Raw genomic sequence first — 22974 nt, forward strand, 5'->3', positions numbered from 1 at the left:
TTAATTATCCCCTCTCCCAAATAATCTTTCAATATATCTCATAAGAACTATGTACCATTTAGCTTTAATTACATCTTCCTTAATTAAAACATTAGTTTCAAAGATAATCTCTCCATTTTCTAATACTTCAGCCCTTCCTATGACAGCACCACTTTTTATAGGTAATTTCATATTTTCATTTATATGTAGATTTACTGTTATATCTTCATCATTTTTTATTAGCCTTGAAAATTCTTTTTCTGGAAACACATCTACTTTTGTAATATGCCCTTTAGGAAAATCTAAGGTCTTTAATGGAATAGTTTTATCTAAAAATACTTTATGGGAATAGTTATCAATTCCATATTGTACTAGAATTTTAGCCATTATATTTCTTTTCTCTAAATCCTTAGCCCCCATTACTATGGCTATAAGCCTTTGGTCTTTACTTTCTCCAGCCTTCCCTTCTATTGTAAAGGTAGATACATAGCTATATCCTGCTTTATTTGTAAATCCTGTTTTTAAACCATCTACACCTTTTATTTCATTTAACAAAGGATTAGTATTTAGCTCAAAATAATTTCTATCTATTTGTTCTATTGATTTTATTGAACAAATATTCAATATTTCAGGATATTTTTTAATTATATATTGAGACAAAAGAAATATTTCCTTTGTAGTCATTTTATTTTGTACATCTTTTTCTGGTATGGGAAGTCCTGTAGAATTGTAGAATACTGCACTTTCTATACCTATTTCTTTTGCCTTTTCATTCATCATCTTCACAAAGTTTTCTTCAGTTCCTCCCACATATTTTGATAGTGCATATGCGGCATCATTTCCAGATATAACTATGGCAGCTTCCAGTAGTTCCTTTACTGTAAATACTTCTCCAACCTTTAGTTTAAAACTAGAACCCTTTATTTTAGTAGTATCCTTATCTATGGTAATAATATCATCTAAGGAAACATTTCCCTTTGACACTTGCTCCATTACTACTAAATAAGACATTAGCTTAGATATACTTGCTATTTCCACTACTTCATTTATATTATGTTCTTCTAATATTTCTCCAGTTTCAAAATCAGCTAAAATATATGTTCGCAAATTTTCTCTTAAAACAACTGGAATATATGTATTTATACTATCTCCATAGGATATAGTACCTGTTATTACAATCATAAATATTAGTAAAATTGATAATAGCCTCTTCATAAAATCCCTCCATACTTATTGTAACAAAAATATATCTATATTTATATAATGTATTATATATTTCTCATATACTTGCTAGAAATATATAATAAATAGATAAGGCAGAGAATATGGATATTCTCTGCCTTATCTATTTATTTCCATTTAGATATTCCTTTACTAATGGTTCAAAGGAAGTTTTTGTTACTTCTTCACAGACCTTAATAAAATCTTCAGTAGTTGCTATATGAAATTTATGTCTTTCATAATATTTATTAAGTATCTCGTATAGAGCTTCTTCTCCAAAATCATTTTTTATTCTATCTATGAACATTGCTCCCCTTAGATATACTAAAATAGAATAATCATCCCATCCTGCAAATTCATCTAAAGGTTTATTCACTACTTCATTTCCTATGTTCCTATATTGAGCTCCATATTCATAACCTAATCTAATATTTTCATTATAATAATTTCTAGCTTCTTCTTCTCCCCTAGTTTCATTTACATATATCAGTTCTGAATATGTGGCTAAACTTTCATCTAACCAAGCTTCTTTAACTTGATTGTTTCCCACTAAACCGTACCACCACTGATGTGCAGTTTCATGGACTATGACCTTTTCCAATATATTTGTTAAATGTTTATAAAAATAGTCATTAGATATAAAAACTATACCTGGATACTCCATACCAGAAGGAAACTCAGTATTTACTATGGAATATACACCATAAGGATATTCACCAAAGATTCTATTAAAAGTCAATAAAGATTGTTCCCCTATTTCTAAGGTTTTATCTATCATATGTGAATTATTATTTATTGAGTAAACCTTAACGATTGTACCTTCTACTTTCTTTTCCTTCACTACAAAGTCTTTGCTTGCAGCCCAGGCAAAATCTCTTATTAATTTCCCTTCTATTTTGTAAGTCTTTTTATTTTTATTTACCTTCTCTGATAAGATTTTCCCACTGGAAGCAACTACTACTTCTTTAGGTACTGTTATAGTCACATCATAATCAGATACCTCACTATAGAAAGGGTCTCCTACTTTATAGTATAAGTCTAGGTTCCATCCATTTTCATCATATACACATACTATGGGATACCAGTTTCCAAGATTTATTCCCTTATCATGGTATCCAAATCTATCCTTTGTAGTAGGCAATTTTACATTATATTCTAAATAAATTTCAGTCGATTCACCTTTCTTTAATGTTTCGTTGAGTTTTACATGGAGAATAGTATCTATACTATGTATATTCCATTCTAAATCCTTATTTCCTGAGCTTACTTTCTTTATATCTATCAAGCCTTCCCTATAATCTAAGGAGTTAGTATTTTGTCCTAAATTAAATAAAATTGGTGCATTTTCCAATGTCTTAAAGGCATTAGGATATAGGTGAAAATAAACTTCCTCTAAATCTACATCTGTATTATTTGTATACATAAGGGTTTGTTTCCCTTTGTATGTCATGGACTCAGTATCTAAATCCACATCTATTTTATATTTATTTATGGTAGATTCTTTTACTCCATTTAAGTTCTTAATAACTATTGTGTCTTGATTTAATTTACCGCTTTCCTGCCTACATCCTGATACCAATAATATAAATACTAAAAGTATAACGAATAATCTAAATTTTTTCATAATACACCTCCATATATTAATATTAACTATATGGAGAAATTTTATCAATAATAATTTCAAAACCACTGAAAAGTATAGAATTTCCAGTGGTTTTAAAATTATTTTCTTTTAAACAAAGAATTAAAAAACTCTTTTATAGCATCTAGTATTTTCTGAAGCAATGATTTCACTTCTTCATTATTTTTTAATGTTTCATCAAGTTTTTGACCAATACCTTTTAATTGTTCTTTAATTTGTTCTGTATTTAAATCTAGTTTACTTATTTTTTCCATTAACTTTGCAATATCTTTTATTTGATTAGTATTTAGATTTATATCTAATTTTCCAGCAATTTCAATAATAATCTTTTTTATTTCTTCTGGAGTCTTTACATTTTTCTCTATAACCTTTTCTTTGACCTCTCTTATTAGTTCACTGGCTTTTTCTTTACCTATGACCTCTCCTAATTCTCCTGTTTGAATAATTTCTTCATTAGCTACTTTCTTTTGTTCTTCACTTATTTCTATACCTGCTGCCTGTTCAAAGGCTTTTAGTATACCAGTCAAAGCTCCTGTTCCTGAAACTGGATAAGGAGCCGCAGCTATAACCTTTGCATCTTTTACACCTGCTGTAATAAGTGCACTGCGGTACATTTCTTCTGTTGCCCAAGAGATATTATATGTTTGTACATCTATACCAGAACCTTCTTCCAATAATTCTACATAGGAGGATGATATGGTTATCTTTCCCAGTTGTCCTTCACTTGCTACTCCTTCTAAGTATTTTCTTTCTTCTTCATTATTAACTTCTATTATAGTAGCTTCATTTTTATTTACATTAAAAAGATTCAACATTTGTTTTCGTTGGTCTTCATTTAAGTTTTTCCCCAATGTAACAACCTTTGTGCTATCACCATAGGCAAAAGCATTAAATATAAAAATAAAAGATAAAATTATTGTTATATTCATTATTAATTTTTTATTTTTCATTTTACCACCTCTCTAAAATACTTTTTCTCTATTTTATCATATAATCCCCTTTTAGTCTCTTATTGTATAATAAAAAGCAATAATAAGGAACTAGAATGAGTTTCATCTAGTTCCTTATTATAGAATTTACTTCTCTATTTTCTCCAATCCTCCCATATATGGCCTTAGTGCTTCTGGAATTATTACTGTTCCATTTTCTTCTTGATAATTTTCTAAAATTGCTGCAAAGGTTCTGCCTACAGCTAACCCTGAGCCATTTAGAGTATGAACAAACTCAACTTTTCCTGTTTCTTCTTTTCTATATCTAATGTTTGCACGTCTTGCTTGAAAATCCTCAAAGTTACTACAGCTTGAAATCTCTACATATCTGCCATATGAAGGCATCCATACTTCTATATCATAAGTCTTTGCAGATGAGAAGCCTAAGTCTCCGCTACATAAAGCTACTACTCTATAAGGTATATTAAGTCTCTTTAATACTTCTTCTGCACTTAAAGTTAGCTTTTCCAATTCTTCATAGGAATTTTCTGGACTTACAAACTTAACTAATTCAACCTTATCAAATTGGTGGTTTCTAATAAGCCCTCTTGTATCCCTTCCTGCTGCCCCTGCTTCCTGTCTAAAACAAGGAGTATATGCTGTATAGTATATTGGTAAATCCTTTTCATTTAATATTTCATCCCTAAGAAGGTTTGTAAGGGGAACTTCTGCTGTTGGTATAAGGAAGTAGTCTTTAGTAGGTAGATGGAACATATCTTCTTCAAACTTTGGCAATTGACCTGTACCTGTCATACTATCTCTATTTACCATAAATGGAACAGCCATTTCAGTAAACCCATGTTCTGTTGTATGCAAATCCAACATAAATTGTGTAATGGCTCTTTCAAGTCTTGCACCTAAACCTCTAAAAACTGTAAATCTAGCTCCTGTAATCTTTGTAGCATTTTCAAAGTCCAATATATTTAAGTCTGTACCTATATCCCAATGTGCCTTTGCTTCAAATGTAAAATCCTTTGGTTCTCCAAACTTTCTTACTTCCACATTATCTGTATCATCTTTACCTTCTATTACAGCTTCATTAGGTGTATTTGGTATTTGAAGTAAAGTATTTCTTAAATCCTCATCTATTTCCTTTACTTTTACATCTAGATCCTTTATTTTCTCTGACAACTCCTTCATTTCAGCAAAAATAGGTGCTGGGTCTTTTCCTTCTTTTTTCAGTTTAGGTATTTCCTTTGATACTGAATTTTGTCTTGCCTTCATTTCTTCTACTTCTACAAGAATATTTCTTCTAGTTTCGTCTAATTCTAAAACTTTATCAATAGGAAATTCTCCTTTTCTTTTTCCTAAGGCTTTTATTACTTCTTCTGGATTTGATCTGATTCTTCGAATATCTAACATGATTCTTTCCTCCTTAAATTTTCCACAGTCCCAAAACACAAATCGGGTTAGGTCATTTGCCACGGTTTCGCAACTCAAATTCATTTACTCGCTACACTCATATAGATTTGGTTCTCATTGCCTTTTTGTCCAATGAGCGATAGCGAATTGCAGACAAAACGGACAGCGTAGGTGCGTTTGACCTACATCAGCTCACTGTCGTTCGCTGTATTAGGTCATTTGCCGCAGTTTCGAAACTCAAATCTATTCACTCGCTACGCTCATATAGATTTGGTTCTCATTGCGTTTGACCTACTAAAGCTCACTGTCGTTCGCTAAGTTAGGTCATAAAAAAACTCTCGATCCCTAATAAATATTAGGGACGAGAGTTACCCGCGTTGCCACCCTAGTTAGCCCGAAGGCTCACTCGAAATTCATAGACTCTGGGACGGATTCAATATTTTGCTTTGCCAATTCTCACCAACCATTGGCTCTCTTAAAAAGCTATATACTTACTATTTCCCTTCTTTGCCTAGTATTTAATTATAGATATTATAACACAATATTTGCAATTGTCAAGGTTTTTTTAATTTATAATAAAAATAAAATTTGACCAGATATATCTTGATAAAAATCTATAAACTTTTAACTTATTTCTATTATATATTTGTCTAAATGGAGTATAACGGTCTTTATAGAGCAGACAATCTCACAAATCTATATTAGACTATTTAGTATATGATATTATCTACTTCTATCTTATAGTTAGCCGATACTAACTTCCAAAGGATAAATACTATTTTAAAAGGACGTGATTTAATCTTTTATGGATAAACCACTTGAATTTAAGTCCACAAAACCTGATCATAGAGCAGGGAGAATTAAAAGGGAAGGGAACTATATGTAATCAAAACATAACTAGTGAATCAATAAAAGAAAGATCATATAAAGTAGGTTCTGTCTTTCAAGACCCACGTTCACAATTCTTTACCCTACATGTAAAAACAGAAATTTCCTTTCCAAGTGAAAACCATGGTGTTTCTACAGATAAAATGCAAAGAAACATTTCTGAAACAGTAGATAGACTAAAGTTTTCACCATTAATGGGAAGAAAACCTTTTGATTTATCTAGTGGCGAAAAACAAAAAGTTGCTTTAGCCTCTGTTTATTCATTAGGAGTAAAAGTCTATGTTTTAGAGGAGGATTTGTGGGAGAGCTACTTTTTAATTTAATAGGAAGAAATAAATTTATAGCAGCTGTATTTGGATTTTCTTCTATTATGCTAGGCTATGCCCTTGGTGAATATATTCCATTTGTATATATGCAAGATGTCTACATAGCATTGTATAAAAACTACAGGTACATTACCTATTGTTCAGCAATGTTTAGAAATTATGAACCCAAGTTTAATGATTATCTTATGTATTATAACAGTCATTGCTTCCATTTTAGGATGTTTATGGGTAAAAAATTACTTCATAAGCACTTTAAAAAGGCTGGAATTGTATAAAATAAGGGATAATTGCACAATAAAGATAGGATGTGAAACGGAAAGGAGTGTATAAAATGTCATGGGAAGAAAAAACCTTTTTAGGTGACAATATCACCACTTTTTCTCAAAGTGAAGATTGTACAATTTATCGAATGAAAGATAAGTCTGGTGATGGCATTATGACAGCAATAAAAGTATTTCCAGGAATTATTTTAATATATAATGATTTTCACATGGAAAGTTGTTCCTCTCAATTTCATACAAAGGCTAATTTCCTTTGCATCGATTTCTGTCGGGAGGGAAGAATGGAATGGAAATTGGACAACGATACCTATGTATACATGAAAGCTGGTGATTTACAGATAAACCATCGAGAAAACCATATTCAAAACTTTGGATTTCCTCTGAATCATTACCATGGAATATCATTAGTATTTCATATTGAAGAAGCAGAGGAAGTTGTAAAACTATATGGAGGATTTTCTATTGATCTAGCTGCTTTAAGTAAAAAGTTTTTTATGTTAAATAGACCTTTTATTATTCAAGCAGATAAGGTAATAGCACATATATTTTTGGAGCTCTATACAATACCTAATAAGATAAAAGATGATTACTTGAAAATAAAGATTTTAGAACTACTACTTCATCTAAGCATTTTAGAGATTCCCAAAAACTTTGATAAAAGACCATACTATTATAAAACTCAAGTTGAAAAGGTAAAGGCAATTCAGGAACTTATTACCACAAATTTAGAGGATCATTATACATTAGACGAGCTTTCAGAAAAGTTTAATATTCCTTTAACCTCAATGAAATTATGTTTTAAGGGAGTATACGGGACTTCAATATATTCTTATATAAGAGTATATCGTATGAACAAGGCTGCAATTATGTTAAGACAAACTAAGGAAAATATTTCTGAAATAGCACATAAAGTTGGATATGATAATTCCAGTAAATTTGCATCAGCCTTTAGATCCGTTATAGGAAAATCACCAAAGGAGTATAGAAATTCCATTGTCTAAATGGAGTATCATGGACTCATTAGAGTAGATAGGTTGCTAAATATAAAATATAATTGGGAATAGTTAAATAACTATTCCCAATTATATGAACTTTAATTTTAGAAAGGAGAGCATTATGAATAAAGAATCTTGGTTAAAAACCGTTATGAAATTCGCAGAACCATGTAAGAGAAAATTAATTTTTTCTATTTTTTTAGAAGTTATTAGTGTGGCTGGAGGTATAATCCCTTATTTTGGAGTATATCAGATAATCATTCTCTTTTTTGAAGGAAAACAGTCTGTAAATAATATATTATTTTGGACATCTATTTGTCTCTTAGGATATGTAATTAAATTGTTATTCCACGGCTTTTCAACTACATTATCACATATTTCTGCTTATACAATTTTAGAGGAAATGAGAATGTCCATGGCAGATAGATTAATGTATGCACCTCTAGGTACAGTATTAAATCAAACAGTGGGAAATTTAAAAAGTATTATAATAGACAGAGTAGAAACAATTGAACTCCCTCTAGCACATTTAATCCCAGAAGGATTTTCAAATCTTTTATTACCAATTTGCGTTTTCATTTATCTTTTTGTAATAAATTGGCGTATGGCATTAGCATCAATTATAACAGTTCCCATTTCATTTATTGCATATGGTTTTATGATGCGAAACTTCAATGAAAAATATAATGATTATATGGAAGCTAGCGCCTATGTCAATGGAGTCATTGTAGAGTATGTAGAAGGAATAGAGGTTATTAAAACATTTAATCAGTCTACAACTTCATATGAAAAGTTTGAAAAAGCCATACACTCTTTCAAAGAGTACACCTTGGACTGGTTTAGGAGTACATGGAAATTAATGAATTTTGGCGGAGCTGTTCTACCCTCCACTTTACTCGGCACATTACCTATAGGAATGTTTCTTTACAAACAGGGAAGTTTAAGCCCGGCAGAGCTTACTATGTGTATGATTTTATCTCTAGGAATTATAGGACCACTAACAAGTTTTACAGTATTCATTAATGACTTAAAATCTATTGAATATGCTGTAAGAGATGCCAATAGTCTACTTAATCTAACAAAACTGGAAAATGCAGATAAGTTAGTTTCTATTAAAGAATATGATATTGAATTAAATAATGTTTCGTTTTCCTATGACAGTACAGATAACAACGAGGTGTTATCAAATCTAAGTTTAAAGATTCCACAAGGAAGCTTTACAGCATTAGTAGGCCCATCTGGTAGTGGTAAATCTACCATAGCAAGATTGATTGCTCGTTTTTGGGATGTAAATGAAGGTGAAATAAAAATAGGTAATACAAATATAAAAGAAATACCTCTAAGTCAACTATGTGATATGGTCAGTTTTGTTACACAGGATAATTTCTTGTTTAACTGTTCATTACTTGAAAATATTCGCTTAGGCAATCCAAAAGCAACTGATGAGGAAGTTTTGCAAGCAGCCAAATCTGCATGTTGTGATGAATTTATCTCCAATTTTGAAAAGGGATATAATACCAGTGCTGGTGAAGCTGGTGGAAGACTGTCTGGTGGAGAAAAGCAACGAATTGTCATAGCTCGAGCAATATTAAAAGATGCTCCAATCATAATTCTTGATGAAGCAACGGCTTTTACTGATCCGGAAAATGAAGATAAAATCCAGAAATCCATTGCAGCACTTACGAAAGGAAAAACATTGTTAGTAATTGCCCATAGATTATCTACTATAAAAAATTCAGATCAAATTATTGTTCTACAAAAAGGAAAAATCCAAAGTAAAGGCACCCATGAAGAGTTATTAAAAAAAGAAGGCCTTTATAAAGATATGTGGACAGCACATATTGGGGCGAAACTATGGGCAGTAAATCAAGAATAAGGGGGAGTGTAATATGTTTAGGTCAATAAAAAGGATAATAGCATGGACAGGTATGCGTAAAAAGAGATTATATATTGGGTTTGTTTATTCTTTTATACACACTATGTTTACTGCAATGCCTATTATGGCAACAGCTTATGGATTAAATCTGATATTAGAAGATATATCTGGAAAAAAACCATTGGCTAGTAAAGAAATTATCCTACTAACTATATATATGATATTTGCTGTCCTAGGAAGATTTTTATTTTCCTATCTTCGTGCTAAAACACAAGAAAGTGTTGGATATGAGGTCTCAGCAGAAGAAAGAACTAAAATCGGAAATAGACTGAAAAGAGTATCCCTTGGATTTTTCAGCAATAATAATACTGGAGAACTAACTTCAGCTGTTACAACAGATTTATCCTTCATTGAGATGCACGGAATGAAAATGATTGATACAGTAGTAAATGGATATATCAGTGCTTTTACCATGGTATTATGTATGGGATTTTACAATATATGGATTGCAATAACTGCTGTAATAGGAATAGTATTATCTGCAGTATTCCTGAAACTTTTAGGAAATAAAAGTAATCAGAATGCTCCTATTCATCAAAAAGCACAAGATACTATGATCAATGCAACTATTGAATATATTAGGGGAATGCCTGTAGTAAAGGCCTTTAAACAGGAAGGTGTTTCAATAGATGGGATTCGTAATGCTTATAAATCCAGTAAGGATATTAATCTTAAAATTGAAAAGAATTACGTTCCATATAATACTATGCATCATTTTGTGTTAAAAACTGCATCTGTATGTATTATAGCCATTTCTTCTATTTTTGCCATAAAGGAAACTATGGATATACCAACTATGCTAATGATGATTATCTTCTCTTTTGTTATCTTTGGCAATGTAGAAACCATCAATAATGCAGCCCATGTTCTAAAAATCATAGATGCTACTTTTAATAAATTGGAGCCCATTGAAAATGCAGAATTTATTGATTATGATGGTAAGGATATTTCTTTGAATAATTATAACATTGAATTTCAAAATGTAACCTTTGCTTACAATAACAAAAATGTCTTAAGCAATGTATCATTCCAAATTCCACAAAATACAACTACTGCTATCGTTGGTCCATCTGGCAGTGGTAAAACAACCATATGTAATTTGATTTCCAGGTTTTATGATGTAAATGAAGGAAGTATTAAAATAGGAAATGTAGATATTAGAGAGATGACTTGTGATAGTTTATTAAAAAATATCAGCATGGTATTCCAAAATGTATATTTATTTCATGATACTATTCTAAATAATATTAAATTTGGAAAGCCAGAAGCTAACTTCGATGAAATTGTAGAAACAGCAAAGAAAGCATGCTGTCATGAATTTATCATGAACCTTCCTCAAGGCTATAATACTATCATAGGAGATGGTGGTTCTACCCTCTCTGGCGGTGAAAAACAAAGAATATCTATTGCAAGGGCCATGTTAAAGGATGCTCCAATAGTCATATTAGATGAAGCTACAGCCAGTATTGACCCAGAAAATGAGCATTTCATTCAGCAAGCTATTAGTGCCTTAGTACATGGAAAAACTATTATCACCATAGCTCATCGTTTAGCTACTATTCAAAATGCAGATCAAATAATTGTAGTAGATAATGGACAAATTGTACAAAGAGGTACTCATATGGATTTAATAGAAGAAGCAGGTATTTATAAGCGTTTTATTGAAATTCGTGAGAAAGCAGAAGGATGGATAATTGCATAATTGATTCTTTTAGTTTTAAAACCTTGAAAATATAGTTAATAATAATATTATATCCCTATCTTGTATTTTGAGAAATAAGATAGGGGTATAATACTTTAATTAGGAAGAATAATCCTAAAACACGTGCCAGTTCCTAGCTTACTTTCTACACCAATTTCGCCTCCGTGGACTTTTATAATCTGCTTAGTTATAGCCATACCTAGACCTGTTCCTTCAACTGTATTAGAAGTATTTGTACCTCGATAATGTCTATTGAAAATATATGGTAGATCCTCTGGTGAGATTCCCTTACCATCATCATCCACATATATATAAATTTTATTTTCCTCATAAGTTAATTTCACCTTAATATTCACTGATCTATCATTATGAGTAATAGCATTGTATAGAATGTTATTTATGGCTCGTCTAAAAAGTACAGGATCAAGCTGACATAAAATCTGTGTTTCATCACAATACCAATCCAGATGAACATTAGACATATCTACACCGTTAAGCACATCAATAATAATATCTCTTAACAAAGTTACCAGATTTACTGTCTGTAAATTTAACACTAAATATCCACTTTCCAGTCTCGTACTTAGATTTAAATCATCTACTAAGTTTGAGATATAAAGTGCCTTATCCTCAATAACTTTTGCATAACGATGTATATTCTCTACTGAAATTCTTTCATCACTACGAAGCAATTCTCCATATCCACGAATAGACGCCAGTGGCGTTTTTATATCATGTGATATATTAGAAATCCAGTTTTCTCGCATAGTATCTATGGCAACACGTTCTTTTTCATTGGCTTGTAGTTGATCCGATAATTTATTGATATTAGAAAAAACCGATCCGTATAACCCCTTTGTTGGCAGAACTTGATTGTAACCTCCCTCAGTCAAATCCTCTATACTTTTAATCATTTCTCCTACTGGCTTTGTTAGGCCTCTACTAAAACCCATACCAAATAGCAATCCTAAAATTAGGTCCACAGCAAAAACCAGCAGCACAAGTCCACCTATAATACTGGCAAAGTAAGTTTTATTGAAGGTAAAAAACGTCCTTTGAATATCTTTATATGGCATACCTATTAAATAGGTATAGGTCTCTTCTCCAAAAGACACCTCACTTACAAAGATTGTATCTGGATTGGCGTATTTATAATTATGCACTAAAGTCATTGGGGTGTATATCTGCGGAAGCTCTTCATTCCCATTGAATTGAAAATTTACCTTATAATCTGTACTAAGTATCTGAATCCAAGCATGGTTTTGGATTAAAGAACGCTCTGCATTTTTATCTAAGGAAAATTGTCCTTCCTCTAAGCTAATATGCTTAAAAAACTGTCTGACATAATCTTCTGGACTAATATAGCGTTCATTGGCAATTCCATAGGAATAAGATTCCCTAGGCCCAAAATGAAATAGGCCAAAAGCCATAAGGCCGTTGACCAATCCCACTACAATAATAACCATAATAATACTTATCAAATATTTGAAGGTTAAATGTAATCTCATATTATTTGTCCTTTACTACTAGCTTATAGCCAAGCCCTTTTACCGTTATTAAATACTCTGGATTTGATGGGTCTACTTCGATTTGCTCTCTTATTCTTCGAATGTGTACCATAATCGTGTTATCAAAGCCAATATAATCCTCTCCCCAGACTGCACCACATAAATGCTCCTTACTTAAAATCAAATTAGGATGTCTTGCAAAATATTCCAATAACTTATAGGCTTTTGGCTGTAGCACAAGTTCTTCATCTTCCTTAAAAAGTTCGCCTTTTAAAGGAATCATCCTAAATGGCCCAAAATAGATAGTTTCAATATCCTGTGGATCAGATGTAGATTCTGAGCGTTTCAAATGTGCTTTTACTCGATATGCAAGTTCTTTTGGACTAAATGGCTTTGTTACATAATCATCTGCTCCTATTGCAAATCCTACAATTCGGTCCACTTCTTCTGTTTTTGCAGATACAAAAATAATGGGAATCTGTGAAGTCTCTCTTATGGTCTTACACAGATTATGTCCTTGGACATCAGGTAACATTACATCTAAAATCACCATATCTGGTTGCCAACTATGAAATTCTTCCAAAGCTTTAACACCTGTATTTGTGGTTTTAACATTAGTGAAACCTTCTAGTTTTAAGGCATGTTCAATTATCTCTAGCAACTCAACTTCATCATCTACAACAAGTATCTTTTTATTAAATAGCACATCCATAATACCGCTCCTTATTATTGATATAGGTATAGTATACCCAATTTCGTCACCACATGATAAGTGATTTACGCGAAAAAGGTAGATAAAACGTATAAAACATAAATGTGAAGTGGATAAAACACATAAAATAAATATTTCATACCCTTACCCCTTTGACCATTATAAAGTGCTAAGAAAGGTAATGCTCCTATCATCATCCATTGGAAATTATCATAGAATATCCCTTGTAAGGAGAAGTTCTGCCAAGGCATTAAAGCAATAGACACTAAAGCATATAAAATCAATTGAAGTCTTTTTTTATCACGTGTTAAATAAAACAATATTCCCAATGCTATAAATACTGGACCACCTTCAACAAACATTGGGGTTGGTAATAGAAAAATTGCATGAATCATCCCTGGCACATGAAGGTTCATCATCATAAGTATACCAATGGCAACAGGCAATACCAATCCTAAAATTCCCAGCACTACAGACATGATGCGTCTTTCTTTAATACCTTTTTTTAGGTATTCGATTATGGTTAAATAAACAGTAATTAAAAAGAGAGTTGCAAAAATATTTGTCATAAGAGCTGCGTCATCACCACGTGGAAACCATCTTGAAATCCATTGATTTCCAAGAACCATTATCAATGATCCCATATAAAGTCTACCCATATATTTAACACGACTTCGTGTATGGATAAACCCTTCCACAGTCATGAAAATAAATATTGGAGCTACCACACGCCCTGTCCATGTAAACCATAAAGGTATCTTATTAGTAAACGAAAAAAAGTAATGCACATGATCAAAAATCATTAGAAAAAGTGCAATGAGCTTTATTTGAAATCCTGTTAATCCTTTTTTAAACATATTGTTCACCTCATTTTTTTATTTTCATTATGAGTATAACAAATCAAGTTTAAACCTTATTAACAGAAACCTTAATTAAACCTTAATTCTCTAGTTTCAGTAGAACTAGTAAAAGTACTGACTTTTACTAAACTTTTATAGCAAAATGCAAATATCCATTAAAAAATCTAAATTTAGATTTTTTAATGGATATTCTTATCTTTTGTTCTGTAATTATTTTATCCTTAGTTAGGAGGTTTGTCCTCCTGCCTTTTATATACCCCATAGGAGTTTATTAAAACAATATATTCAGAAAGTTTAAAGCTTCATATCTCCAAATTTTATAAATCCTTTTTTTCTCATCCATTCTGATACTATGAAGGATATTAGTCCTGGTAAAATAAAGTGCATCATAAGAATTAGAATTAAAGTTTTAGGGTTTCCACCCATTACGTCTATAGTAGCAAATTGACCTACTAATCCACTGGTCCCCATACCTGCCCCTATACTATTTCCTTCCATTTTTAAAAATTGAGTAGATATAGGTCCAAGTATTGCCGATGATACTATGGCAGGTATCCATATTAGAGGATTTTTTACTATATTGGGAACTTGAAGCATAGAAGTGCCTAAGCCTTGAGCTATAAATCCTCCAAATCCATTTTCTCTATAGGAAGCTACTGCAAATCCTATCATATTTGCTGCACACCCTATTGTACTGGCTCCTGCTGCAAGACCTGAAAGACCTAAGGATATTGCTAAAGCTGCCGAGCTTATTGGTAGTGTTAAAACTATTCCCATAACTACTGATACTATTATTCCCATGGGAATTGGGTGCATTTCTGTTGCTGTATTTACTATATTACCAAAGAAATTCATTATTGTGGTCATATATGGACCTATATGAGTTCCTACAAACCCACCTACTATAATGGTAGACAGAGGAACTAATACTATATCTACCTTAGTTTTACCACTAATTAACTTAGAAAACTCTGCCCCTATTAAAGCTGCTACAAAGGCACCTACAGGCTCTCCTGTATTGATAATTGTTATAGCTCCATCAAAAGTAATACTTCCTGCACCTATGGCCCCTGTAACTACTGAAGCAAATATTCCCAAAGGCGGAGCACCTACACTATAGGCTACTCCTGCACCTATGGCTGGTCCCATTAATTTTTGTGCTATTGAGCCAAATAAAATAAGAGCTTCCATATTAAACAATGTACCTAACTGTTTGATTATAAGTCCAATAAGTAAAGATGAAAAAAGTCCTAAAGCCATGCCATTTAATATCTTAACAAAATAATCTCTTATACTCCCTTGTGATTTTGCTATTTTCCACACCTCCGAGTTAAGTTATATTTACAGTTGTCTTGTCAGCTATAGATATAAATATATCATCTCATTACTCTTTTATCAAGTATTTTTTCTTTGAAAGTGCTTCTTTTATCTTATGAAATATTTCTTCACTATTTACTTCTATAGTATGTAAATGAACACCGTCTGTCAGTGAGGATAAGGGCTCCGCTTTAGTTGTCTTTAAATTATCCATAAATAGCATTAAATCATGTCTAGACCCTATTTGTAGTTGGGACTTTATTTCTCCATATAAAGGATGCTCTACTATTACATCTATAACCTTTCCACCTAAATCCACTATAGTTCTTAATTCATCTTCTAATTCTTCATTATTTTTATGATTACACACTATAGTTTTTATTAGCCTATCTTTTTCATAAATTCTAGGCATCAAGTATCCTTGAGGTGTGGCAAATATATTTTCCCCTTTTGCCCGTAATATTGCAATATCTTGAACTATTACTTGTCTGCTTACTTGTAGTTTTTCAGCTAATTCTGTACCTTTTACTGGATCCTTTGATTTGTTCAATATATTAATTATTTCCTGTCTTCTTTCACCTGCATCCACTATCTCACCCCCTGATTCACTATTTATTATTTACTAAATATTATTCCCACCTTAAATCTGGTCCATAAAACTTCAATGGAATAAACTTGTCTAATATTCTAGAAAATATTCTGTCTGTATATATTTCTGATATTTCCTTTGGAGTCAAATTAGTAGATATTATAGTCTTTTTGCCTCCTATTATTCTTGTATTTACTATATTGAAAATCTCTGCATTTGTAAAAGTATTAGATACTTCAGTACCTAAATCATCAATTATTAATAAGTCTGCGTCAAATAGAGAGTTGTATTCATAGTCATTTGCTTTTGTATCCCTTTTAAATCTATGTCCTTCTATTATTTCAAGTATCGTAAATGCAGTCTGATATATAACTATTTTATTTTTATCTAAGAGAGATTTGGCTATACAGCTACAGAGAAAGGTTTTTCCTAGACCTGTAGTTCCATAGAAAAGTAAGTTATCTCCATTGTTTTCATTGAAGTTACTAATAAATCCTTCTGCAATACTTACTATATCCTGCATATTTTCTCTAGGCGTCATATTTTCATTTCCAAAAGGTTCACTGCTAAATACATTAATATTAAAGGTCTTAAAGTTTTCTGCTTCTAAGGAGTTTTCTATATTTGACATTTTATATGCCCTAGAGACTAAAGCCTGTCTTAAACAGTTACATTGACTCCCGCTATCTAAATATCCAGTATCATTGCATGTATTACATTCATATTTTATATCCATATAATCTACTGGAATATTGGATTCTGTTAATAGATATGCCTTTTCCATTTTTAGCTTTTCTATGGTTCCCTTAGCTTCTTCTACTGCTTCCATATATTTATCAGGATTACCTATTATATATTTAGACATGGAAAGTCCTGCCTTAAATATGTCCTCATCAATTCTTCTAATGGCAGGTATCTTTTTATAGACATTTTCTTTTCTCATTCTTTGTTCATATATTTGTCTATCTCTTTTTCTCTCATATTCAGTTGATAATTCCTTTAATATATCCTTATACATCTTTAGGCTTCTCCTTTTGCTCTTTGATTATATGCTTCTCTCTTTCTTCTTGCAATATTTTCTAATTCTTCAGAAGTATATTTATCTGTTCTCTGTTCAAAATTATGAAATCTAGTTTTAAGTGGCATACTTTTACTTTGCTGAGCTTTTGTTACTTTATATTCCTTTTTCTCCTTAGGCTTATCCTTTTCTTCTATATCTTCTAAGGTTTGTATTCCTTTATTATGCCAAGAGGATATTACTCCATCAATATAGTTAATACTAGGATTTGCCACCTTAGATGAAGCCTCACATCCCTTTAAAACCATTTCTAAGGAATATTTATATTTATCAAACCATTTATCTATTACAGTCATTTCTCCCTGTGAAATAGGTCTATTATCTAATCCTAAGGATTTCATTACTCTTTGGTATCTATAATACTTTTCATCTTGAGTTTTAAAATGCTCGATTATGGATTCCATATTTGTAAGTCCATTATCATACCAGTTTCTTATGATACCCTCTATATAGTTAATACTCTTAACTCCCTTTCTCTCTACTCCGTAGAAAAAGGCTTTTTCTATTACATCTGGATTCATATTATAATTTTCTATCCATGATAGTATCTTCTGTTTTTCAGTGGTTACTGTTTGTCTTCTAATTATATAATCTATTTGGTTAAACATTTTATTTATGGCTGGTATTTGGTTTGCATCTATTAACTCCTGAGGCGTAATAGTCTTTGGTTTTTGTATAATGTTTTCTTTTGTCTCAAATAGACTCAAATTATTTTTTATGTATAACTGCTTTAAATTTAGAAACTTTACTTTATAATTATATTTATTCTCTTCATTATTTTGTATCTTTTCTATGATTCCCTTACTTTCCCAAAAATCCCAAGCCCTTAATACATCTTCCAAGGGTATTTCTAAATGTTTAGCTATGGTTTGGTTAGTTACCTCTATTTTTTCATCTCTATCATGAGCATATTTATATCCCAATAAATAGACTTTTACATAAGTTCCATTGGCCATAGGCATAAAGTCATTTATAAATATATTTTCTATAGGGGTATCACCTAGGTCCATATCTGTAGTTTCAAGAGTGAAACTCATTTTATCAACTCCTACATAGTTTTCCTTAACTTAAAAAATCTTTTCTTGTTTAAGACCATTTTGTAAATATAATTATATATCTTTTTATTAGTTATTACAAAAGAAGATTTTTCTTCTAAATAATATGGATTTGTTAAATTTAAGTTAGAGTCAAAGAATTCATCAAGATAGTATCCTACAGGAAGGAATCCTACCTTTTCATATACTCTATAGGCCCTCTTATTGAATTCTGCCACTTCTAGTATCATCTTTTTCATTTTCATTTCAGTAAAATAATATTCTAGAAATGTATCTAAAATTTCAGTTCCATATCCTTTATTGACATAGTTTGGATCAAGTACTATTCCCAAAGTAGCTTCTCTTCTAATGACTTTTATATCCTTTGTACCCATATATCCTATTAGTTTATTATCTTCGTTTAATATACCATAGTATTTATTAAATAACCTATTAGTCTTCATTTTATACCATAATTTTATTTCTTTATCATTCATTGGTGGAAAATTATAATCTTCTATTAAAGGATTCTCATGAGTTCCCCAATTTTTCATATTAAAAACATCTTCCAATTGCAAATCTCTTATTATAACTCTTTCCCCTCTAATCTCCAATAAAATCACCCCTTTAATCAATATATATTAATTAAAAAGCTTTTCCAAAGAATATGTAATAGATAAAACAGGATTACAATAAATCCATTTATTGTAATCCTTGGTCCTATTATCTTTGCTAATTGTTCTGTGCTAGTTGCATTTACTATTCTCTTACCATATTGACAAACTTAGTAAACTCTTTCTTAAATACTAACTCAATACTTCCAGTTGGTCCATTTCTATGTTTTGCTATAATTACTTCTCCTATATTTTTTTTCTCTGAATCCTCATTATAATAATCATCCCTATATAGGAAAAGTACCACGTCAGCATCCTGCTCTATGGCTCCAGATTCCCTAAGGTCAGATAATATAGGTCTATGGTCAGTTCTTAGTTCTGGAGCACGGCTTAGCTGTGATAAAGCTATTACAGGACAATCCATTTCCTTAGCTAGAGCCTTTAGACCTCTAGATATTGCTGAAATCTCCTGCTGTCTGCTTTCCTGTCTGCCTTCCAATTGCATTAACTGCAAATAGTCTATCATAACAAGGTCTAGCCCTTTTTCTATTTTCAACCTTCTGCATTTAGCTTTCATTTCCATCAATGAAATACCCGGTGTATCATCTATAAAAACATTTGCCTGAGACAAAGGTCCCATAGAGTTTATAACTTGTATCCATTCATCCTCTTCAAGTCTTCCTGATATAATCTTTTGAAGATCTACGTGGGCTGTGGCAGAAATCATTCTTTGTACTAGCTGTTCCTTAGACATCTCTAAAGAGAATACTGCTACACTTGCTCCTGCCTTTATGGCAGCATTAGTTACTATATTTACAGATATTGCCGTTTTTCCCATGGAAGGTCTAGCAGCCAATAAGACTAAATCCGATTTTTGAAGTCCAGATAATTTATTATCCAAATCTATAAATCCGGTGGTAAGTCCAGTTAGAGTTCCTTTATTTGCTGCTCTTTCTTCTATTTGAGAAAAGCTGTCTAATAAGACTTCACTAATAGGAGAAAATCCTTCTCTATGTCTTCCTTGAGTAATATCAAATATAGATTTTTCAGCCTTTTCTATTATGGCATTAACTTCATCTGAATTCTCATAGGATTGTGCTATTACATTATCACAAGAATTAATCAATCTTCTAAGAATAGATTTTTCCTCTACTATTTTACAGTAATATTTTACATTGGCAGTTGTTGCTATACCACTGGAAATATCTGCAAGATAAGTAACACCACCTGTATTCTCTAAAGTACCCCGTCTTTTTAATTCTTCTGACAGAGTAATTAAATCTACTGGTTCATTTTTATTAAATAATACCAATATAGATTCAAATATTTCCTTATTAGCTTCTTTATAGAAATCATCAGGTCTAATTATTTCTATTGCCGTATTTATAGCTTCTTTATTTAAAATCATAGCACCTAAAACCGATTGTTCAGCTTCTAGGCTATGAGGTGGAACTCGTCCAATTAGTGCTGTTTCCATTTAATCACCCTACTACTGTTCTTTTACACTAACATTTAACTTTGCCAATACTTCTGCATATACCCTTACATCTACTTGAGTATTCCCAAGAGATTTAATATTATCCTTTAATTCTATTTTTCTTCTATCTATATCTATTTTATGCTGTGATTTTAAACCATCAGCTATATCCTTTGAAGTAATTGAACCAAATAACTTTCCGCCTTCTCCTGATTTACCCTTAATTACTACTGTAATAGATTCTATTTTTTCCTTTAGTTCCAATGCCTCTTTATGTTCTTCTGCCTTTTTCTTAGCCTGTTCAGCTTTTTCTTCTTCCCATTTCTTTAGATTAGCTGGAGTTGCTTCTATTGCATCACCTTTTGGCAGTAGGAAATTTCTAGCATAACCATCCTTTGCATTTACTAAATCTCCTTCTTTTCCCAAACCCTTTATATCTTTCATTAATATTACTTTCATTCTTCTTCACCTTCCCTTAAAAATTTATCTATTGTTTCAGTAAGTACGGCTTCTCCTTCATCCATATTCATATCTAGCTGAGTACCAGCACTTGTTAAGTGGCCTCCTCCTCCTAATTTTTCAAGGATCAGTTGTACAGATATATTCCCCAAGGACCTACCACTAATATGAAGCTTATTATTTACATAGGTCATTACAAAAGAAGCTTCTACACCGTTTATGTTTAAAAGCTCATTTGCAGCCTGTGCAGCTATTAAAAGGGAATCATCCATTTGAGTTTCAAGTCTACCTATGGCTATTTTATCAAATATGATTCTGGAAGATTTAATTACTTCTGCTTTATAAATAAATGTATTATAATCATCTCTAAATAATTGTCTCACAACAGTAGTATCTGCACCTGCTCTCTTTAATGTGGAAGCAGCTTCAAAGGTTCTAACTCCAGTTTGGAAGCTGAAGTTTTTCGTATCTACAGTGATTCCAGCCATTAAAGCCTCAGATTCAAACTTAGTCAAATTGATTTTATCACTCATATAAGATAATACCTCTGTAACTAATTCACAGGTAGAAGATGCGTAGGGTTCCAAATAAGTAAGCACTGGATCTTTTATAAATTCTACACCCCTTCTATGGTGATCTATTACTACTACTTTATTTGTGTTATCTAAAAGCTCTGGTGCCTCTGTAAAGCTAGGTTTATGGTTATCTACCACTACCATCAGACAATCATTATTTATTAATTCTAAAGCCACTTCTGGAGTTATAATTCTTTCTAATAATTCAGGTTGTTCTTTTTCCATCTTTTCATAAACATTTTTAATAGATGGATTTTCTCCGCTTAAAACTAAATAACCTTCTTTATCTCTGTCTTTTACACAACGTAGTATTCCTATACCTGCACCAAAGGAATCCATATCTGGATTTTTATGTCCCATTACAAATACTTTATCTGCTTGGTCTATAAGCTGTCTTAAGGCATATCCTATAACTCTTGATTTTACCTTATTTCTCTTTTCTATTGCCTTTGTCTTACCCCCATAGAAACTTAGTTGACTGCCAACTTGTACAACTGCTTGGTCTCCACCTCTACCAAGTCCAATATCTATGGCAGCTCTTGCCTTTTCATAGGAATCAAAAGGAGTATTTCCACCTGCACCAACTCCCATACTTAAAGTAATAGGAATTGTATTTCCTAAATTTAATTCTCTCAGTTGATCTAATATATCAAACTTTTTACTTTCTATATTTTTAAAACCTTGATTTTCCATTATTATAAGATATTTATCATTTTCATATTTTCTAACTACGCCGTTATCTTTAGAAAAATATGAGTTAATGTTTTTATCTATTTCTGCCATTACTAAAGGTCGATTTACTTCTGGAGTACTGTTTTTTACATCGTCATAATTATCTACATAGGCCAATGCCAATACTAATCTTTCTCTATTATATTGATCTTCTAAACTAACAAAATTGGTATTATCAACAAAATAGAGCATTACTATCATATTATTAATACTATTAGTTTTCTTTGTATCTACTATATTGGGATATACCTTATATATTCTATCCTCATATTTTACATCTAAAGGTTTTAGATCATTTTCCTTAAATATACCATCTAAATTAATTCCTGGAATTAATTCTATTAGCTTCTTATTTAATATATCGTCACCGCTTATCATCTTTAAAAATGGAGTATTATACCATGATACTCCTCTATTTTCATCTAACATGACTAAGGGAAAAGGCATATTAAATATGGCATGTTTTGTTGCAGATTCAAATTCATCTGCTAATCCCTCTACGTGTTTCTTAAAAGCTTTTTCCTGTTTATGAGTATTTTTTATACTATGAAAAATTAAATATGCCAATAAAATAATACCTATTACTGATAACATTGGCTGATAAATTGATACTATTACAACTAAAATTCCAATAATTATAAGGTAAATATTATTCTCAAACCATTCCAATATCTTTTTATTATCCATTTTAATCCCCC

General features: G+C 31.3%; 20 protein-coding genes and 1 other annotated feature. Of the genes, 5 read left to right on the top strand and 15 right to left on the bottom strand.

The window, feature by feature from the left end; translation table 11 throughout:
• From FYJ83_RS09260 to serS, 4 genes are all read right to left on the bottom strand, one after another.
• Nucleotides 1–1194: a D-alanyl-D-alanine carboxypeptidase family protein gene (locus FYJ83_RS09260; RefSeq protein ID WP_154440045.1), complete on the bottom strand. Its 1194-nt coding sequence runs from the start codon at nucleotides 1192–1194 to the stop codon at nucleotides 1–3.
• A 130-nt stretch (nucleotides 1195–1324) separates the two neighbouring features.
• Nucleotides 1325–2824, bottom strand: coding sequence for a M1 family metallopeptidase (locus FYJ83_RS09265; protein ID WP_154440046.1), 1500 nt, complete (start codon nucleotides 2822–2824; stop codon nucleotides 1325–1327).
• Between the two features lie 98 nt (nucleotides 2825–2922).
• Entirely contained in the window at nucleotides 2923–3792 is an 870-nt protein-coding gene (locus FYJ83_RS09270; RefSeq protein ID WP_154440047.1) for a DUF1002 domain-containing protein, read from the bottom strand.
• 126 nt (nucleotides 3793–3918) lie between these two features.
• Nucleotides 3919–5193, bottom strand: coding sequence for a serine--tRNA ligase (serS, locus tag FYJ83_RS09275; protein WP_154440048.1), 1275 nt, complete (start codon nucleotides 5191–5193; stop codon nucleotides 3919–3921).
• A gap of 354 nt (nucleotides 5194–5547) precedes the next feature.
• Nucleotides 5548–5710: a binding site (T-box leader), on the bottom strand.
• Between the two features lie 301 nt (nucleotides 5711–6011).
• Here serS and FYJ83_RS09280 point away from each other — a divergent pair.
• From FYJ83_RS09280 to FYJ83_RS09300, 5 genes are all read left to right on the top strand, one after another.
• Nucleotides 6012–6404 (top strand): ATP-binding cassette domain-containing protein, encoded by a 393-nt coding sequence (locus tag FYJ83_RS09280; protein ID WP_154440049.1) that lies wholly within the window; start codon nucleotides 6012–6014, stop codon nucleotides 6402–6404.
• Nucleotides 6380–6682: an MptD family putative ECF transporter S component gene (locus tag FYJ83_RS09285; RefSeq protein WP_154440050.1), complete on the top strand. Its 303-nt coding sequence runs from the start codon at nucleotides 6380–6382 to the stop codon at nucleotides 6680–6682. The genes FYJ83_RS09280 and FYJ83_RS09285 overlap by 25 nt, the downstream gene beginning before the upstream one ends.
• 56 nt (nucleotides 6683–6738) lie before the next feature.
• The gene (locus FYJ83_RS09290) at nucleotides 6739–7689 is read left to right on the top strand and encodes a helix-turn-helix domain-containing protein (RefSeq protein ID WP_154440051.1); all 951 of its coding nucleotides are present in this window, start codon (nucleotides 6739–6741) and stop codon (nucleotides 7687–7689) included.
• Between the two features lie 115 nt (nucleotides 7690–7804).
• Nucleotides 7805–9559, top strand: a complete 1755-nt coding sequence (locus FYJ83_RS09295) for an ABC transporter ATP-binding protein (protein WP_154440052.1) — start codon at nucleotides 7805–7807, stop codon at nucleotides 9557–9559.
• A 13-nt stretch (nucleotides 9560–9572) separates the two neighbouring features.
• Nucleotides 9573–11321 (top strand): ABC transporter ATP-binding protein, encoded by a 1749-nt coding sequence (locus tag FYJ83_RS09300; RefSeq protein WP_154440053.1) that lies wholly within the window; start codon nucleotides 9573–9575, stop codon nucleotides 11319–11321.
• 95 nt (nucleotides 11322–11416) lie between these two features.
• Here the strand turns inward: FYJ83_RS09300 and FYJ83_RS09305 are convergent, their stop codons facing one another.
• From FYJ83_RS09305 to FYJ83_RS09355, 11 genes are all read right to left on the bottom strand, one after another.
• The gene (locus FYJ83_RS09305) at nucleotides 11417–12787 is read right to left on the bottom strand and encodes a sensor histidine kinase (RefSeq protein ID WP_195837972.1); all 1371 of its coding nucleotides are present in this window, start codon (nucleotides 12785–12787) and stop codon (nucleotides 11417–11419) included.
• Nucleotides 12788–12830: 43 nt separating this feature from the next.
• Nucleotides 12831–13541: a response regulator transcription factor gene (locus FYJ83_RS09310; protein ID WP_154440055.1), complete on the bottom strand. Its 711-nt coding sequence runs from the start codon at nucleotides 13539–13541 to the stop codon at nucleotides 12831–12833.
• A gap of 65 nt (nucleotides 13542–13606) precedes the next feature.
• A complete protein-coding gene (locus tag FYJ83_RS09315; protein ID WP_154440056.1) occupies nucleotides 13607–14398 on the bottom strand; it encodes a TraX family protein in 792 nt (263 codons plus the stop codon).
• 297 nt (nucleotides 14399–14695) lie between these two features.
• Entirely contained in the window at nucleotides 14696–15724 is a 1029-nt protein-coding gene (locus FYJ83_RS09320; RefSeq protein WP_412034781.1) for a PTS transporter subunit IIC, read from the bottom strand.
• A gap of 61 nt (nucleotides 15725–15785) precedes the next feature.
• A complete protein-coding gene (locus FYJ83_RS09325; protein ID WP_216585881.1) occupies nucleotides 15786–16307 on the bottom strand; it encodes a transcription repressor NadR in 522 nt (173 codons plus the stop codon).
• Nucleotides 16308–16347: 40 nt separating this feature from the next.
• On the bottom strand, nucleotides 16348–17325 hold the full coding sequence (locus FYJ83_RS09330) for an ATP-binding protein (protein WP_154440057.1): 978 nt from the start codon (nucleotides 17323–17325) through the stop codon (nucleotides 16348–16350).
• Nucleotides 17326–17327: 2 nt separating this feature from the next.
• Nucleotides 17328–18422 carry a DnaD domain-containing protein gene (locus tag FYJ83_RS09335; protein ID WP_154440058.1) on the bottom strand — a complete coding sequence of 365 codons (1095 nt, stop codon included), beginning with the start codon at nucleotides 18420–18422 and terminating at the stop codon, nucleotides 17328–17330.
• 11 nt (nucleotides 18423–18433) lie between these two features.
• Complete coding sequence (locus FYJ83_RS09340) at nucleotides 18434–19033, bottom strand: GNAT family N-acetyltransferase (RefSeq protein ID WP_154440059.1); 600 nt, start codon at nucleotides 19031–19033, stop codon at nucleotides 18434–18436.
• A gap of 145 nt (nucleotides 19034–19178) precedes the next feature.
• Nucleotides 19179–20510, bottom strand: coding sequence for a replicative DNA helicase (dnaB, locus tag FYJ83_RS09345; RefSeq protein ID WP_154440060.1), 1332 nt, complete (start codon nucleotides 20508–20510; stop codon nucleotides 19179–19181).
• Nucleotides 20511–20522: 12 nt separating this feature from the next.
• Nucleotides 20523–20969 (bottom strand): 50S ribosomal protein L9, encoded by a 447-nt coding sequence (rplI, locus tag FYJ83_RS09350; RefSeq protein ID WP_154440061.1) that lies wholly within the window; start codon nucleotides 20967–20969, stop codon nucleotides 20523–20525.
• Complete coding sequence (locus tag FYJ83_RS09355; RefSeq protein ID WP_154440062.1) at nucleotides 20966–22963, bottom strand: DHH family phosphoesterase; 1998 nt, start codon at nucleotides 22961–22963, stop codon at nucleotides 20966–20968. The genes rplI and FYJ83_RS09355 overlap by 4 nt, the downstream gene beginning before the upstream one ends.
• Nucleotides 22964–22974: the final 11 nt, after the last annotated feature.

The sequence above is a fragment of the Tissierella pigra genome (genome assembly GCF_009695605.1).
Taxonomy (GTDB): Bacteria; Bacillota; Clostridia; order Tissierellales; family Tissierellaceae; genus Tissierella; species Tissierella pigra.

Bases quoted from the DNA above. Each gene is read 5' to 3' on its own strand.
- FYJ83_RS09300 (WP_154440053.1), top strand. From the start codon at position 9,573: ATGTTTAGGTCAATAAAAAGGATAATAGCATGGACAGGTATGCGTAAA.
- FYJ83_RS09305 (WP_195837972.1), bottom strand. From the start codon at position 12,787: ATGGTTATTATTGTAGTGGGATTGGTCAACGGCCTTATGGCTTTTGGC.
- serS (WP_154440048.1), bottom strand. From the start codon at position 5,193: ATGTTAGATATTCGAAGAATCAGATCAAATCCAGAAGAAGTAATAAAA.
- FYJ83_RS09355 (WP_154440062.1), bottom strand. From the start codon at position 22,963: ATGGATAATAAAAAGATATTGGAATGGTTTGAGAATAATATTTACCTT.
- FYJ83_RS09270 (WP_154440047.1), bottom strand. From the start codon at position 3,792: ATGAAAAATAAAAAATTAATAATGAATATAACAATAATTTTATCTTTT.
- FYJ83_RS09335 (WP_154440058.1), bottom strand. From the start codon at position 18,422: ATGAGTTTCACTCTTGAAACTACAGATATGGACCTAGGTGATACCCCT.
- FYJ83_RS09260 (WP_154440045.1), bottom strand. From the start codon at position 1,194: ATGAAGAGGCTATTATCAATTTTACTAATATTTATGATTGTAATAACA.
- FYJ83_RS09315 (WP_154440056.1), bottom strand. From the start codon at position 14,398: ATGTTTAAAAAAGGATTAACAGGATTTCAAATAAAGCTCATTGCACTT.
- dnaB (WP_154440060.1), bottom strand. From the start codon at position 20,510: ATGGAAACAGCACTAATTGGACGAGTTCCACCTCATAGCCTAGAAGCT.
- FYJ83_RS09290 (WP_154440051.1), top strand. From the start codon at position 6,739: ATGTCATGGGAAGAAAAAACCTTTTTAGGTGACAATATCACCACTTTT.
- FYJ83_RS09310 (WP_154440055.1), bottom strand. From the start codon at position 13,541: ATGGATGTGCTATTTAATAAAAAGATACTTGTTGTAGATGATGAAGTT.
- FYJ83_RS09330 (WP_154440057.1), bottom strand. From the start codon at position 17,325: ATGTATAAGGATATATTAAAGGAATTATCAACTGAATATGAGAGAAAA.
- FYJ83_RS09295 (WP_154440052.1), top strand. From the start codon at position 7,805: ATGAATAAAGAATCTTGGTTAAAAACCGTTATGAAATTCGCAGAACCA.
- FYJ83_RS09265 (WP_154440046.1), bottom strand. From the start codon at position 2,824: ATGAAAAAATTTAGATTATTCGTTATACTTTTAGTATTTATATTATTG.
- rplI (WP_154440061.1), bottom strand. From the start codon at position 20,969: ATGAAAGTAATATTAATGAAAGATATAAAGGGTTTGGGAAAAGAAGGA.